The organism is Hyphomicrobium sp. 2TAF46 (assembly GCF_052114865.1).
Lineage (GTDB): Bacteria > Pseudomonadota > Alphaproteobacteria > Rhizobiales > Hyphomicrobiaceae > Hyphomicrobium_B.
This window is the reverse complement of record NZ_JBFRFO010000001.1, coordinates 676,357-690,015: the sequence shown is the minus strand read 5'-3', so window position 1 is coordinate 690,015 and position 13,659 is coordinate 676,357. Positions and strand designations below refer to the sequence as shown.

15 protein-coding genes are annotated in these 13,659 nt (G+C 61.5%); 9 read left to right on the top strand and 6 right to left on the bottom strand.

Features of this window, described 5'->3' with window-relative positions; translation table 11 throughout:
* The first annotated feature begins 8 nt into the window (after positions 1-8).
* The 3 genes from dut to AB4Z24_RS03160 all read left to right on the top strand — a co-directional run bounded on the left by dut (position 9) and on the right by AB4Z24_RS03160 (position 2,562).
* On the top strand, positions 9-539 hold the full coding sequence (gene dut, locus AB4Z24_RS03170) for a dUTP diphosphatase (protein ID WP_441705919.1): 531 nt from the start codon (positions 9-11) through the stop codon (positions 537-539).
* Positions 540-692: 153 nt separating this feature from the next.
* On the top strand, positions 693-1,694 hold the full coding sequence (gene cysK / locus AB4Z24_RS03165; RefSeq protein WP_441705918.1) for a cysteine synthase A: 1,002 nt from the start codon (positions 693-695) through the stop codon (positions 1,692-1,694).
* Between the two features lie 31 nt (positions 1,695-1,725).
* Positions 1,726-2,562 (top strand): HesA/MoeB/ThiF family protein, encoded by an 837-nt coding sequence (locus AB4Z24_RS03160; RefSeq protein WP_441705916.1) that lies wholly within the window; start codon positions 1,726-1,728, stop codon positions 2,560-2,562.
* A 15-nt stretch (positions 2,563-2,577) separates the two neighbouring features.
* On the opposite strand, the gene AB4Z24_RS03155 is transcribed toward AB4Z24_RS03160, so the two are convergent.
* Positions 2,578-3,576 carry a 2-hydroxyacid dehydrogenase gene (locus AB4Z24_RS03155; RefSeq protein WP_441705914.1) on the bottom strand — a complete coding sequence of 333 codons (999 nt, stop codon included), beginning with the start codon at positions 3,574-3,576 and terminating at the stop codon, positions 2,578-2,580.
* 263 nt (positions 3,577-3,839) lie between these two features.
* Here AB4Z24_RS03155 and AB4Z24_RS03150 point away from each other — a divergent pair, with 263 nt between their 5' ends.
* Positions 3,840-4,364 (top strand): SH3 domain-containing protein, encoded by a 525-nt coding sequence (locus AB4Z24_RS03150; protein ID WP_441705913.1) that lies wholly within the window; start codon positions 3,840-3,842, stop codon positions 4,362-4,364.
* A 48-nt stretch (positions 4,365-4,412) separates the two neighbouring features.
* On the opposite strand, the gene irrA is transcribed toward AB4Z24_RS03150, so the two are convergent.
* Positions 4,413-4,829, bottom strand: a complete 417-nt coding sequence (gene irrA, locus AB4Z24_RS03145; protein WP_441706065.1) for an iron response transcriptional regulator IrrA — start codon at positions 4,827-4,829, stop codon at positions 4,413-4,415.
* A gap of 296 nt (positions 4,830-5,125) precedes the next feature.
* Between irrA and fabA the strand changes: the two genes are divergently transcribed.
* The 5 genes from fabA to AB4Z24_RS03120 all read left to right on the top strand — a co-directional run bounded on the left by fabA (position 5,126) and on the right by AB4Z24_RS03120 (position 9,263).
* Entirely contained in the window at positions 5,126-5,650 is a 525-nt protein-coding gene (fabA, locus tag AB4Z24_RS03140) for a 3-hydroxyacyl-[acyl-carrier-protein] dehydratase FabA (protein WP_441706063.1), read from the top strand.
* Between the two features lie 67 nt (positions 5,651-5,717).
* Positions 5,718-6,950, top strand: coding sequence for a beta-ketoacyl-ACP synthase I (gene fabB, locus AB4Z24_RS03135; RefSeq protein WP_441705911.1), 1,233 nt, complete (start codon positions 5,718-5,720; stop codon positions 6,948-6,950).
* Positions 6,951-7,083: 133 nt separating this feature from the next.
* Positions 7,084-7,953, top strand: coding sequence for an enoyl-ACP reductase FabI (gene fabI, locus AB4Z24_RS03130; protein WP_441705909.1), 870 nt, complete (start codon positions 7,084-7,086; stop codon positions 7,951-7,953).
* 50 nt (positions 7,954-8,003) lie between these two features.
* A complete protein-coding gene (locus tag AB4Z24_RS03125; protein ID WP_441705907.1) occupies positions 8,004-8,849 on the top strand; it encodes a glutamate racemase in 846 nt (281 codons plus the stop codon).
* Positions 8,850-8,987: 138 nt separating this feature from the next.
* On the top strand, positions 8,988-9,263 hold the full coding sequence (locus AB4Z24_RS03120) for a hypothetical protein (protein WP_441705906.1): 276 nt from the start codon (positions 8,988-8,990) through the stop codon (positions 9,261-9,263).
* 97 nt (positions 9,264-9,360) lie between these two features.
* On the opposite strand, the gene pnp is transcribed toward AB4Z24_RS03120, so the two are convergent.
* From pnp to rbfA, 4 genes are all read right to left on the bottom strand, one after another.
* Complete coding sequence (pnp, locus tag AB4Z24_RS03115) at positions 9,361-11,568, bottom strand: polyribonucleotide nucleotidyltransferase (protein WP_441705904.1); 2,208 nt, start codon at positions 11,566-11,568, stop codon at positions 9,361-9,363.
* A gap of 171 nt (positions 11,569-11,739) precedes the next feature.
* On the bottom strand, positions 11,740-12,021 hold the full coding sequence (rpsO, locus tag AB4Z24_RS03110) for a 30S ribosomal protein S15 (RefSeq protein ID WP_290993213.1): 282 nt from the start codon (positions 12,019-12,021) through the stop codon (positions 11,740-11,742).
* Positions 12,022-12,219: 198 nt separating this feature from the next.
* Positions 12,220-13,140, bottom strand: a complete 921-nt coding sequence (truB, locus tag AB4Z24_RS03105) for a tRNA pseudouridine(55) synthase TruB (RefSeq protein ID WP_441705902.1) — start codon at positions 13,138-13,140, stop codon at positions 12,220-12,222.
* Between the two features lies 1 nt (position 13,141).
* Positions 13,142-13,543 carry a 30S ribosome-binding factor RbfA gene (gene rbfA / locus AB4Z24_RS03100; protein WP_441705900.1) on the bottom strand — a complete coding sequence of 134 codons (402 nt, stop codon included), beginning with the start codon at positions 13,541-13,543 and terminating at the stop codon, positions 13,142-13,144.
* Positions 13,544-13,659: the final 116 nt, after the last annotated feature.

Genomic DNA, 13,659 nt, shown 5'->3' with positions numbered 1-13,659 from the left:
GTTGCCGGATGAAGGTCAAAGTCAGGCGCCTTGCGCATTCTGAGGGACTTCCGCTTCCAGACTATCAGACGGCAGACGCCGCGGGCTTCGATCTCGTGGCGGCTGTGCTGGAAGCGATCCCGGTCACCATCGCGCCGGGAGCGCGCGCGCTCATCCCGACAGGATTGATTTTCGAGCTGCCGCGCGGAATGGAAGCCCAGGTGCGTCCGCGATCCGGTCTCGCCGTGAAGCACGGTGTTACGGTTCTCAATAGCCCAGGCACGATCGATGCCGACTATCGCGGTGAGGTTTCCGTGATTTTGATTAATCTCGGGACGGATCCATTTACGGTCGCTCGCGGTGAGCGTATCGCTCAGATGATTGTGGCGCCGGTTGCGCGCGTAAAACTCCGGGAAAGCAAAAAGCTCAACGCAACAAAAAGGGGGGCGGGCGGTTTCGGCTCTACCGGCATTGGCGCGGCTAAATCCCATGGCCGGGCTCTTAAGCGGAAACCGGTTGCGAAAGGGCCAGCAAGAGCGCAAACAAAATCCAGAACCTGAATTTTTTTGAGACGCGTTTAGCACAAAAAATGTAATGCTTATGGGGCTCTATGCGCTTTCCTCGCCTCTTGAGCGTCTCCCTCGAAACTGCGACAAACTACGCGCATGCGCGCTCGTGGAGCGCTCCCATAACGAGGTAGATCGAGACAGGTCATGGCAGAAACTCTTGAGATCAAAACGCTGGAAGCCACAAAGAGCTGGGGGCGCGGCCGCGTCTACGAAAGCATTACCGAAACGATCGGCCATACGCCTCTCGTGCGCCTCGCGAACATCAAGGCGGATGCGCACCTCAAAGCCGACATTCTGCTGAAGCTCGAATTCTTCAATCCGCTGTCGTCGGTCAAAGACCGTATCGGCGTCGCGATGATCGACGCGCTGGAAGCCGAAGGCCGCATCAAGCCAGGTAAAACCGTGCTGATCGAGCCGACGTCCGGCAATACCGGCATCGGTCTCGCCTTCGTCGCGGCGGCGCGCGGCTATCGGCTTATTCTTGTCATGCCGGAGACGATGTCGATCGAACGGCGCAAGATTCTGTCGCATCTCGGTGCCGAACTCGAATTAACGCCTGGACCGGGCGGAATGCCGGCAGCCGTCGCACGAGCCGAAGAGCTTGCGAAAACGCTTCCCGATGCCGTGATCCCGGGCCAGTTCGACAATCCGGCGAATCCGCTCGTCCACGAAAAGACGACGGCGGAAGAAATCTACAACGACACGAAGGGCAAGGTGGATGCGCTCGTGATCGGCGTCGGCACGGGCGGCACGTTGACGGGCGTTGGCCGGGTTCTCAAGAAGCGCATCCCGGGTCTCAAGGTGATTGCAGTGGAGCCGACGACCAGCGCGATCCTGTCGGGCCAGCCGCGCGGTCCCCACAAGATTCAGGGCATCGGCGCCGGATTCATTCCGAGCATTCTCGACACCGGTCTGATCGACGAGGTCGTGACCGTTTCGAGCGAGACCGCATTCGAAGTTTCGCGCAAGGTTGCGAAGATCGAAGGCATTCCCGGCGGTATTTCGACGGGCGGCAACGTCGCTGCGGCGATTGCCGTCGCGGAGAGGCCGGATTATGCGGGTAAAACGATCGTTACGTTCGCGCCGTCCTCGGCAGAACGTTATTTTTCGAGCGAACTCTTCGTCGATCCGCAGCCGAAGGGCTGAGGTTTCGGCACTCAGTGCTTTTCGAGGTCTCATGGCAACGCTCACGACGGACGAGGTTCAGCGCTACAAGCGCCACCTCGTGCTGCGTGACGTCGGGGCGCCGGGACAGCAAGAGCTCAAGGCGGCACGCGTGCTCGTCATCGGCGCCGGCGGACTTGGTTCGCCGGTCGTCACGTATCTGGCGGCGGCAGGCGTCGGTACGATCGGCATCATCGACGACGATCACGTGGCGATCGACAACCTGCAGCGCCAGATTGTGCATCGGACCGAGGATGCGGGCAGGCTGAAGGTCGAGAGCGCGCGGGATGCGATCCTGCGCATCAATCCGCACGTTACCGTCGAGACGTACGCTGAGCGCATCAATGCTGTGAACGCGCTCGAAATTATTTCGCGCTACGACATCGTTGCCGACGGCTCGGACAATTTCGCGACGCGCTATCTCGTCTCGGATGCCTGCTATTTCGCGAAGCGGCCGCTGGCCTATGCGGCGCTCGGTTCGTTCGACGGCTATATTTCGCTCTTCAAGCCGCACGAGAAGGACGGGCAGGGAAATCCCTATCCGACACTGCGCTGCGTGTTCCCGGAAGCGCCTCCGGCTGGGCTCGTTGCGAATTGCGAGGAGGTCGGCGTGTTAGGGCCTGTCGCCGGCGTCGTCGGGACATTGCAGGCGACCGAAGTCGTGAAGGAAATTCTCGGTCTCGGCGAAAGCCTCGCGGGGCGCCTGCTGATCTATGACGCGCTCGCGACGCGCTTCGAGGTCGTCACGATTTCCTGGGATCCGGACAATCCGCTTTCGGGCCGCAATCCGACGATTACCGGTCTCTCGGAGGAGCAAGGGGCTGCCAATCCCGCTTGCGCCGCCGAATAGTTCGTAGGGCTTTTTTCAGAGCATCGCAGGATGTACGCGGTCGGGCGGAGCGTGCCCGTCGGCGAATGCCTTGATGTTGATGATCACCTTCTCGCCCATGTCGACGCGGCCCTCGATTGTCGCCGAACTCATGTGAGGCAGGGCGACGACGCGTTCGGACGCGAGAAGCCGCGGGTTGACGGCCGGCTCGTGCTCGAACACGTCGAGACCTGCACCTGCGATCGCGCCAGCTTCGAGGAGGCGAACCAGCTCGTTCTCGTCCACGACCTCGCCGCGCGCGGTGTTGACGATGTAAGCCGACGGCTTCAGCAACTTCAGCCGGCGCGCCGACAACAGGTGATAGGTTCCGGGCGTGTGCGGGCAGTTGATCGAGACGATGTCGACGCGCGTCAGCATCTGATCGAGGCTTTCCCAGAAGGTTGCCTCGAGCTCCTCCTCCACCTCTTCGGCGACGCGACGGCGGTTGTGGTAGTGGATCTGCAAGCCGAACGCCTTGGCGCGTTGTGCGACCGCTTGGCCGATGCGGCCCATGCCGATGATGCCGAGGCGTTTGCCGTAGATGCGGTGGCCGAGCATCCATGTCGGCGACCAGCCAGACCACTTGGTCGCCGGATCGCGCATGTAAGCGGCGCCCTCGGCGAGGCGGCGCGGCACTGCGAGGATCAGCGCCATCGTCATGTCGGCGGTATCTTCGGTCAGTACGCCGGGGGTGTTGGTCACCAGAATGCCGCGGTTGCGGGCGGTATCGAGATCGACGTTGTCGACGCCCGTTCCGAAGTTCGCGATGAGGCGAAGCTTGGGGCTGGCTTGGGTCAGTACGGCCCGATCGATGCGATCGGTCACCGTCGGCACGAGGACGTCGGCGGTTTTGACGGCCTCGATCAGCTGGGCCTGATTGAGAGGTTTGTCTTCAATATTGAGGCGCGTGTCGAAAAGCTCGCACATCCGAGTCTCGACGACGTCGGGGAGTTTGCGGGTGACAACGACAACAGGTTTCTTATGAGGGGTGGGCATTCGCTTCCCGTTGCAAGAAAATCGCGGCCTTCGCATGTCCCTCGCGGGGCCGCTTGAGAAAGTGCGGCCCCGTGTCTATCAGATGGTCTTCGCGAAGACAAAGTCCTGAAATCAGTTGCGGACGCCTAAGACGAGGGCACGCTAACCTTTTTCGTTGCCGACCGCTGGGTTTGAGGCCGCTTCAAATGACACTATCGAGCCTAGAGTATAGACGCGGCCGGCTGCGGGCGGGGGTGCGGCCGGCGTTTTCAAGCGTCAGAGCCATGCTCGGAGCGGCGGCCGTCGCATTGGTTCAGGCGGCGGGTGTACCGGCATTCGCCGACGATGCGCCTGCTGCGCTCACGGGCAGCGGCCTGCCGGTGCCGCGATTCGTCAGCCTCAAGTCGGACCGGGTGAACCTCCGGAACGGGCCTGGGACCGATTATCCGACCTCCTGGGTCTATCGGCGTGCCGGACTGCCGGTCGAGGTTATCAAGGAATTCGAGGCTTGGCGGCAGGTTCGCGACGCAGAAGGCGCGACCGGCTGGGTTCTGCAATCGCTTCTTTCGGGCCGGAGGACGGGCCTTGTTCTCCCCTGGGAGCGAAAGACCGGAATGGCGCCGCCGCTGGTGCCGATCATGGCGAGCGACAGCCAGCATACGAACGTGGTGGCGAATGTCGAGGCGGGCGTGATCGCCGATTTACACGTGTGCGACGGCCGCTGGTGCCGCGTAACGGTCGACCAGTACAGCGGCTATATCGAGCAGAAAAAGCTCTGGGGCGTCTACGAAGGCGAGACGTTCAAGTAGGCTTATGCTTCAGCCCTGGCGAACTTGGGCTCTTGTCTCAGACTTTTTTCAGACTTTTTTTGCCAGGCGCACGACCACGTCGACGTGCGTGATCTTCAGGCCTTCGGGCGGCTCGGGGAGGCCGGCGACGGTGATGACGTCGCTCGGAATGTCCATCAGCTCGCCATTCGGCTCGAGCAAGAAGTGATTGTGATTCGACGTATTTGTGTCGAAGTAGGCTTTCGAGCCTTCGATGGCAAGTTCGCGCAGAAGCCCGGCGCGCTTGAACTGATGCAGCGTATTGTAAACGGTCGCGAGAGAAACATGCTCGCCGAGGCCCGCGACTTCGGCGTGGAGCTGCTCAGCGGTAACGTGGCGATCGCCGCCTTCGAATAGGAGACGGCCGAGTGTCATGCGCTGACGAGTTGGCCGTAGACCCGACTTTCTCAGGATCTCGGACGTCGTCAGCCGCGCTTCTGTCGCCATATCTGGCAGAGATTTATCAGACATTTCCGTTTGCAGAACCGTCATTGCGTCCCCACGTTGAACCGACGAGATGCCGGCCCATGCGAAACGCGCCAATCACTGGAGTATAGCCACTTGCCTTAAAAGCCGCAACTTACGGCGAGAATCGGTCTTTAAGACAGGTCAACGCCCTGTTACACGCAGCGGCCAGCACTGCTAGGCGCAGCGGCAGGCGTGTGTTACGACCCCGTTATCTTGGCCTTCCGGAGCATAACGTGAACGAACACCGCATAGTCAGCCATGAAGCGAGGGGACCAGTGGCGGAACGACGTTCGAGCTTCGAGTTTGAGGATTTGCTGGCCTGCGGGCGCGGCGAGCTGTTCGGTCCCGGCAATGCGCAATTGCCGCTGCCACCTATGTTAATGGTTGATCGCATCAGCGAGATCTCTGAGGCCGGCGGGGCCCACGGCAAGGGCTTGATCGTTGCCGAGCTAAAAGTGGCAGGCAACGAGCGCCTAGATTGGCTTTTCGCCTGCCATTTCAAGGGCGATCCGGTCATGCCCGGCTGCCTTGGCCTCGATGCGCTCTGGCAATTGACGGGATTTTATCTGGGCTGGCTCGGCCTTACGGGGCAGGGCCGGGCTTCCGGCGTCGGCGAGGTCAAATTCACGCGCGAAGTGACGCCGGACGTAAAACTGCTCGAATATGTCATAGACATTAAGCGGGTCATCGCCCGGAAGTTGAAACTCGCAGAGGCCGACGGGGTCCTGAAAGCTGACGGCGAGGTGATATACACAGCCAAGGACCTAAGGGTCCTACTCAAGTCGAGCGAAGGTCCTTAAGCGTTTTGCGCAGAGGGCCCGGCTGTCAAAGCGGGCGGCAGCAGGAACCGCAGGAGTGAAGGAGCGCATGCGGCGCGTAGTTGTGACTGGAATGGGTGTGGTGTCCTCGATAGGGAACAACACCCAAGAGGTTCTCGCTTCGTTGAGAGAGGCGAAGTCCGGCATTTCTCGCGCGGAGAAGTACGCCGAGCTCGGTTTCAAATGCCAAGTCCATGGAGCCCCACAGATCGAGTGGGAGGCGATGGTGCCCCGGAAGCCAAAGCGCTTCATGGGCGCCGGCGTCGGCTGGAACTGGATCGCGATGGATCAGGCCATCCGCGATGCGGGCCTCGAGGCGACCGATGTCGTCAACGAGCGTACCGGCATCATCGTCGGTTCGGGTGGGCCTTCGACGCGCGCCATCGTTGAAGCGGCGGAAGTTACGCTCGAATCCGGCGGGCCTAAGAAAATCGGGCCGTTCGAGGTGCCGAAGGGCATGTGCTCGGGCCCGTCGGCGGCGCTCGCCACCGCGTTCCAGATCAAAGGCATCAACTATTCGATTTCGTCGGCCTGCGCGACGAGCTCTCACTGCATCGGCAATGCGGCCGAGATGATCCAGTGGGGCAAGCAGGACGTGATGTTCGCGGGCGGTTGCGAAGAACTCGACTGGACCCTGTCGAACCTCTTCGATGCCATGGGCGCGATGTCCACCCACTTCAATGATACGCCCGCACGCGCGAGCCGCGCCTACGACAAGAACCGCGATGGCTTCGTTATCGCGGGCGGCGCTGGCGTCGTCGTGCTTGAGGAACTGGAGCATGCGAAAGCCCGCGGCGCCAAGATTTACGGCGAACTCAAGGGCTATGCCGCGACATCCGATGGATACGACATGGTCGCTCCTTCGGGCGAAGGCGCCGAGCGCTGCATGCGTCTGGCGCTCAAGGGTTTCGACGGCAAGGGTTTGCCGAAAATCGATTATCTCAACCCGCATGGAACGGGCACGCCCGTCGGCGATGCCAAAGAGATCGAAGCCGTTCGCGCGGTGTTCGGCGACAAATCGCCTGTCATCTCGGCAACGAAATCGTTAACGGGACATTCGCTCGGCGCCATCGGCGTTCAAGAGGCGATTTTCTCGCTGCTGATGCTGAACAACGGTTTCATCTGCGAGAGTGCGAACATTGACGAACTTGACCCTGCATTCGCGGATATGCCAATCGCTCTGAAGCGTATCGACAACGCAAACCTTAACTGTGTGATGTCGAACAGCTTCGGTTTTGGCGGGACAAATGCCACTCTCATTTTCTGCCGGCATGATGCCTGAGTAACCAAAGCTTTCCTGGCCGCCGCTAGGAACTGCAAGCGGCGGACGGTTGAGAGCGATGAGAGTATATAAGCGCGGTGCCGGCTGGTTTGACGTTCGCGGGCGTACCTTTGGTGACAAAACGAGGCTTCCAATGACCGACTTCGATATCGCAAAGCCAGGTCCTCTGATGGCGGGCAAGCGCGGTCTTGTAATGGGGGTCGCCAACGACCGATCGATCGCCTGGGGCATTGCGCGCGCCCTTGCAGGCCAGGGCGCCGAACTCGCCTTCACGTATCAGGGTGGCGCATTCGGCCGCCGGGCGCTGCCTCTGGCGCAATCGCTCGGCTCGAAGATCATCGAAGAATGCAACGTGCTCGATCTGGCGAGCGTCGATAACGTCTTCGCGCGCATCAAGGAAGACTGGGGCAGCCTCGATTTCGTGGTGCACGCGCTCGCCTATTCCGATCCGAAAGAGCTTGCCGGGCGCTATGCCGATACGACCCGCGAGAACTTCATCAACTCGATGGTCATCTCGTGCTTCTCGTTCACTGAAATTGCGAAGCGGGCTTCAGCGCTGATGCCGAACGGCGGCTCGCTGATTACGCTTTCCTATGGCGGCGCGACGCGCTGGGTTCCCTCCTATAACGTCATGGGTGTTGCTAAGGCCGCGCTCGAAGCTTCGGTTCGCTATCTCGCGGCCGACCTCGGGCCGCAGGGCGTCCGCGTTAACGCGCTCTCGGCCGGTCCGATGCGCACGCTTTCCGGCGCCGGCGTTTCGGACGCGCGCGTGATCTTCAATTTCCAGCGTGATAACTCGCCGCTGCAGCGCACGCCGACCCTCGACGAGGTGGCGGGCTCGGCGCTTTATCTGTTGTCGCCGATGTCCGGCGCCGTTACCGGCGAAGTTCATTTCGTCGATTGCGGTTATAACACCGTATCGATGCCGTCGCTCGAAGGCCTCAAAGAGCACGACACCGAGGGCAAGACGGCGAGCCGTTCGCCGTCGGCCGCGGCGGAGTGACATTTGGCGGCCGTTGACGTTCACAATTGGGCGTCGCAAACACTCCGCTCATGATCGGGGTATTTGATTCAGGTCTCGGCGGGCTGACCGTCCTGCGTGAGCTCGTCGCTCGGTTCAAGGCCGTCGATTTCGTTTATCTCGCCGATCACGCGCACGTCCCGTACGGCGACAGGCCTTCGGAAGACATCGTCGATTTTACCCGAGATTGCGTCGAGCAACTGTTCGCGCGCGGGGCGAAGCTCGCTCTTCTCGGCTGCAATACGGCGACGGCGGTGGCACTCAGGCGACTGCAGCAGCAGTGGCTGCCGGAGAGCAAGTGGGCGGGTGCGCACAACGTTCTCGGCATTGTCGCGCCGACGGTCGAGGCGGCGACGCAGACGCCGTGGGCGGTGACATCGCCGCAATATCCACAGAAGTACAACACCGATACCATCGGCGTGTTCGGAACGACGCGTACGATCTCATCCGGTGTCTATGCGGAGGAGATCCGTAAGCGGTGTCCGAAGGTGACGGTCGTTCAGCAGATCTGCTCGGAGCTCGCGGGCGCCATCGAGAACAAGCGGCCGGAGTCCGAGCTCGATGCTCTCGTCCGGCAGGGCGTCGAGGGCCTGCTCGCGCAGACCGGCAACCTACCACCGCATCGTGCGATCCTCGGCTGCACGCATTTTCCGCTCGTCGAGCCGCTGTTCAGGAAATATCTCCCGCCGTTCACGCGAATTCTTTCGCAGCCCGAGGTGGTCGCCGACAGCTTCGAAGACTATCTCGCGCGGCGCGCCAATTATGCCGTGGGCGGAGAGGGCGGCACGCTCACCTTGCTGACGACCGGCAATCCGGACGAGGTGAGCGAAAAAGCTCGCGTTTTCTGGCCTGACGTTCCGCACTTCGCCAAAGCCTGACGCCTAGCTGCAACGCATGCGTACTTTAGGTCACCGCCGGGATTGATCCGATGGCGGCCCATATTCCCAGCTGCTAGCGTTCACTCCTCAAAAGAAGTTGGCTGGAGGCTTTTGCCTCCAAGGGAGAGGAGTAGCCAAATGACTCGAAAGCTTTCGCTTGTCGCCGCAGCTCTCGCTGCAGGTCTTCTGTTTACGAGTGCGCCGGGAATGGCGACGACGGGTGCTTCGCTCGGGACCCTGAAGGACGTAGGCGCCTCGCAATCGTCAGTCGTTGAAAAGACGGCGTGGGGTAGCCGTTGCCGCTGGGGAATTGGCGGCTATCACAAATGGGTTCCGGGAGTCGGCCGCGTGCAGTGCACTGCGCGCAAGTGCTGGCGCAACAGCTGGGGTGTACGGCGCTGCCGGTGGTACTAAACTCGGTGTCTCGTCAGCCCGGATCATTCACTGCGTGAAAAAAAAAGCCGCCGGATCGATGATCCGGCGGCTTTCTCAATATCGGAGGGCGGAAGTCTCAGCCGCGCTCGCGGCGCGGGCCGCGGTTGCGGTCGCCGCCGCGTCCGCCTTCACGGCGTGGCGGGCGGCTTTCGAAGACTTCTTCCGGCTCGCCTTCAGCGCGCGGAATTTCCTGGCCCGTCGCCTGATCGACGATCTTCATCGACAGGCGCGTCTTGCCGCGATCATCGAAGCCCAGAAGCTTGACGTAAACTTCCTGACCTTCCTTCACGACTTCGCCGACCGTCTCGGGACGTCCCTGTGACAGCTGCGAAATGTGAACGAGGCCGTCCTTCGAACCGAAGAAGTTCACGAACGCGCCGAACTCCATGATCTTCACGACCTTGCCCTTGTAGATCTGGCCGACCTCGGGCTCTGACGTGATACCGCGGATGCGGCCGAGCGCCTTCTCGATCGACTCGCGATTTGCCGACGCGATCTTCACCGTGCCGTCGTCCTCGATGTCGATCTTGGCGCCGGATTCGGCAACGATCTCGCGGATGACCGAACCGCCGGAGCCGATGACTTCGCGGATCTTGTCGACCGGGATCTTGATCGTTTCGATGCGCGGCGCGTACTCGCCGAGCTCCGTGCGGGCACCCGTCAGCGCCTTCGCCATTTCGCCGAGGATGTGGAGACGACCCTCGTGCGCCTGACCGAGGGCGATCCGCATGATCTCTTCGGTGATGCCCGTGATCTTGATGTCCATCTGTAGCGACGTGACACCCTTGTCGGTGCCCGCCACCTTGAAGTCCATGTCGCCAAGGTGATCTTCATCGCCGAGGATATCGGAAAGCACGACGTAATCGTCGCCTTCCTTGATCAGACCCATCGCAATACCCGCGACCGGCGACTTCAGCGGCACGCCAGCGTCCATGAGTGCGAGAGACGAACCGCAGACCGTCGCCATCGACGACGAGCCGTTCGACTCGGTGATCTCCGAGACGAGGCGGAGCGTATAGGGGAACTCTTCCTGCGACGGCAGCATCGGGCGGATCGCGCGCCAGGCGAGCTTACCGTGACCGATTTCGCGGCGGCCGGGCGAGCCCATGCGGCCGACTTCACCGACTGAGTATGGCGGGAAGTTATAATGGAGCAGGAAGCGCTCCTTCTTCGTGCCTTCGAGGCTGTCGACGAACTGTTCGTCTTCGCCGGTGCCAAGCGTCGCAACGACGAGTGCCTGCGTTTCGCCGCGCGTGAAGAGCGCCGAGCCGTGCGTGCGCGGCAGGACGTGAACTTCCGAGAGGATCGGGCGGACCGTTGTCAGGTCGCGTCCGTCGATACGCCGCTTCGTCTTCAGGACGTCGCCGCGCATGATGTCCATCTCGAGCGACTTGAATGCGTCGCTGAGAAGAACCTTCTCGTCGGGGCTGTCGGCCGGGATCGCAATGCCTTCGCCGATGGCCTTCTTGGCTTCAGCGACGAGATCCTGACGCTTGCCCTTTTCCTTCGTCGAGAAAGCTTCCTTGAGGGTCTTCTCGGCGATTTTCTTGACTTCAGAAGCGTACTTCGCCTTGTCGGGGATCTTGATGTCCCACGGTTCCTTGGCGGCCTTCTCGGCGAGCTTGATGATCGCCTGGATGACGGGCTGCATGTGCTTGTGGCCGAATACAACGGCTTCGAGCATCTGCGACTCGGGCAGTTCCTTGGCTTCCGATTCGACCATCATCACGGCGTCGTTGGTGCCGGCGACGACGAGATCGAGAGCGCTGTCCTTCATCTCATCGATCATCGGGTTCAGCACGAACTCGTTGTTGATGAGGCCGACGCGTGCAGCGCCGATGGGGCCGAGGAACGGCAGGCCCGAAAGCGTCAACGCCGCGGAAGCCGCGACCATGCCAAGGATGTCGGGATCGTTCTCGAGGTCGTGCGAGAGGACGGTCACGACGACCTGCGTCTCGTTCTTGAAGCCTTCGACGAACAATGGGCGGATCGGGCGGTCGATCAGACGAGACGTCAGCGTCTCTTTCTCGCTCGGGCGGCCTTCGCGCTTGAAATAGCCGCCAGGGATCTTGCCGGCGGCGTAAGTGCGCTCCTGATAATTCACGGTCAGCGGGAAGAAATCGATGCCGGGCTTGGCAGAGCGGGCGCCGACAACGGTCGCGAGCACTGTGGTGTCGCCGTACTGCGCCATGACGGCAGCATCCGCCTGGCGGGCATAGTGGCCGGTCTCGAGCTTCAGCTTTCGGCCACCCCAGTCAATTTCGACGCGATGGATGTCAAACATGTTCAATCTTTCGTTTTTCGCTTTTCTGTTCGGTCGGTCAGCCCGCCGGCCTCATGCCGGACGAGCGCTGGTCAACGCCGGCGCAACGTAAGCGCCGGCGGTTTTTCTTGTTTATCGATTCGAGTGACAGGCCATTGGGCCGTCCTGACTGAGGCGCTGAAATGAGCGCGATTAACGGCGGATGCCGTTCTTCTCGATAATCTTCTGATAGCGAGCGTTGTCCTTGGCCTTCACGTAGTCGAGCAACTGCCGGCGCTGGCTGACCATCTTGAGAAGGCCGCGGCGCGAGTGGTTGTCCTTCTTGTGCGTCTTGAAGTGCTCGGTCAGCTCGTTGATGCGGTGCGTGAGCACGGCGATCTGAACTTCCGGCGAACCGGTGTCGTTGGCCTTGGTCGCGCTGTCCTTGATGACGGCCGTCTTCGCCACACGTCTGTGCGGTGCTACCTGCGACATCGAATGCTCCTTTCGAATTTGGAGTTTGAATGAAGCGGCCACGGCCGGGATGTCGTCCAGCGGGGTCGCAAACGAAAGCCGCGCGGAAAAGAGCCCGCGCGGATGGGCTACTTATACACGAATGCCCGGCAAAGGCGAGTTCAGATTCGATGAGAAATACGTCATTACTTTCAAAGCGTTAAGCCGAATTGCCGTTTCCTAGCCGAGATTGAAGACGCGTGTCGGGTGAAGCGCGCCCTTTGCGAGCTCGCCAAGGGCGACAAGCCGGCCTTTGGACGTGGCATAGGCGGGCCCCGACAAAACCGGGGCATCGCGGCCGCGGATCAACACGGTCTGACCCCGTGCAAGGGTCGCGGCATCGCTTTGCGAGACGAGCAGCTCCGGCAAATCGGCGAGCGCCGATTCGACTGGCAGAAGATACTTCGCCACCTGATCGGGATCGCCCGACTCGGCTGCCGCAAGCAGCGCCTCCAGCGGAACCGCGCGGCTTTCGTCGAAGGGGCCGACTTGCGTGCGCCGAAGCGCGATCACGTGGCCGTAGCAACCCAGGATGCGGCCCATGTCGCGCGCGAGCGCGCGCACGTACGTGCCCTTGCCGCAGCGGGCTTCGAATACGCTTGTCGCTTCGTCGGGCATATCGACGAGCGTGAGGCTATCGATGAAAACGGGGCGCGGCTCGATGACGACTGTTTCGCCGTTGCGCGCGAGATCGTAGGCGCGCTCGCCGGCGATCTTGATCGCCGAATACGCAGGCGGCGTCTGCATGATCTCGCCGTGGAAGCGCGGCAGCAGCGCTTCGATGTCGGCGCGCGCCGGACGGTTGTCGCTGGTTTTCGTGATGCCGCCTTCGGTGTCGTCCGTCTCGGTCTCGGCGCCCCAACGGACCGTAAAGCGGTAGGCCTTTTCGCCGTCAACCGCGAAGGAAACCGTTTTCGTTCCTTCGCCGAGCGCAATCGGAAGAATGCCGGTCGCGAGCGGATCGAGCGTTCCCGAGTGCCCGGCCTTCTGCGCGTTGAATGCGCGGCGCACCGCGGCGACAGCTTGAGTCGATGTCATGTTGATCGGCTTGTCGAGGACGAGCCAGCCGTGAACGGCGTTGCCTTTTTTGCGTCGTGCCATGCTATTTTTTTTGGGTATCCTGACGAACTCTGTCGCTATCGAGAAGACGATCGATCCGCGTCGCTTCCTCGAATGTCTCGTCTTCGCGGAAGCGAAGATCGGGCGCGTAACGGAGATTGAGCGTGTGCGCCACCTCGGCGCGGATGTATTTTTTGTTCCGCGTCAACGCTTCGATGACCGGTTTGACGTCACTGCCGCCGAGCGGCATGACGTAAACGGTCGCGAGTTTCAGATCCGGCGTGAGACGAACTTCCGGAATGGTGATGACGTGAGATGCCAGCACGTCATCGTGGATCTCGCCACGCGCCAACAGCTCCGACAGTTTATGCCGGACAAGTTCGCCGATGCGCAACATGCGCTGGGAAGGCGCTTTTGCGCCGGTAGATGAAGACTTTCGTGTCATCGCCATTCCGCCGCGGGATGGGACCGCGCGCGGCCTCTTTCAATGGAATTGAACAAACGCATCGCCTTAAAAAGCGAAGCGTGCATGGTGGCAAACGAAGCATCGCCGCGCGGGGA

Coding starts and splice junctions, on each gene's coding strand:
- dut (WP_441705919.1), top strand. CDS start 9: ATGAAGGTCAAAGTCAGGCGCCTTGCGCATTCTGAGGGACTTCCGCTT.
- cysK (WP_441705918.1), top strand. CDS start 693: ATGGCAGAAACTCTTGAGATCAAAACGCTGGAAGCCACAAAGAGCTGG.
- AB4Z24_RS03160 (WP_441705916.1), top strand. CDS start 1,726: ATGGCAACGCTCACGACGGACGAGGTTCAGCGCTACAAGCGCCACCTC.
- AB4Z24_RS03155 (WP_441705914.1), bottom strand. CDS start 3,576: ATGCCCACCCCTCATAAGAAACCTGTTGTCGTTGTCACCCGCAAACTC.
- AB4Z24_RS03150 (WP_441705913.1), top strand. CDS start 3,840: ATGCTCGGAGCGGCGGCCGTCGCATTGGTTCAGGCGGCGGGTGTACCG.
- irrA (WP_441706065.1), bottom strand. CDS start 4,829: ATGGCGACAGAAGCGCGGCTGACGACGTCCGAGATCCTGAGAAAGTCG.
- fabB (WP_441705911.1), top strand. CDS start 5,718: ATGCGGCGCGTAGTTGTGACTGGAATGGGTGTGGTGTCCTCGATAGGG.
- fabI (WP_441705909.1), top strand. CDS start 7,084: ATGACCGACTTCGATATCGCAAAGCCAGGTCCTCTGATGGCGGGCAAG.
- AB4Z24_RS03125 (WP_441705907.1), top strand. CDS start 8,004: ATGATCGGGGTATTTGATTCAGGTCTCGGCGGGCTGACCGTCCTGCGT.
- AB4Z24_RS03120 (WP_441705906.1), top strand. CDS start 8,988: ATGACTCGAAAGCTTTCGCTTGTCGCCGCAGCTCTCGCTGCAGGTCTT.
- pnp (WP_441705904.1), bottom strand. CDS start 11,568: ATGTTTGACATCCATCGCGTCGAAATTGACTGGGGTGGCCGAAAGCTG.
- rpsO (WP_290993213.1), bottom strand. CDS start 12,021: ATGTCGCAGGTAGCACCGCACAGACGTGTGGCGAAGACGGCCGTCATC.
- truB (WP_441705902.1), bottom strand. CDS start 13,140: ATGGCACGACGCAAAAAAGGCAACGCCGTTCACGGCTGGCTCGTCCTC.
- rbfA (WP_441705900.1), bottom strand. CDS start 13,543: ATGACACGAAAGTCTTCATCTACCGGCGCAAAAGCGCCTTCCCAGCGC.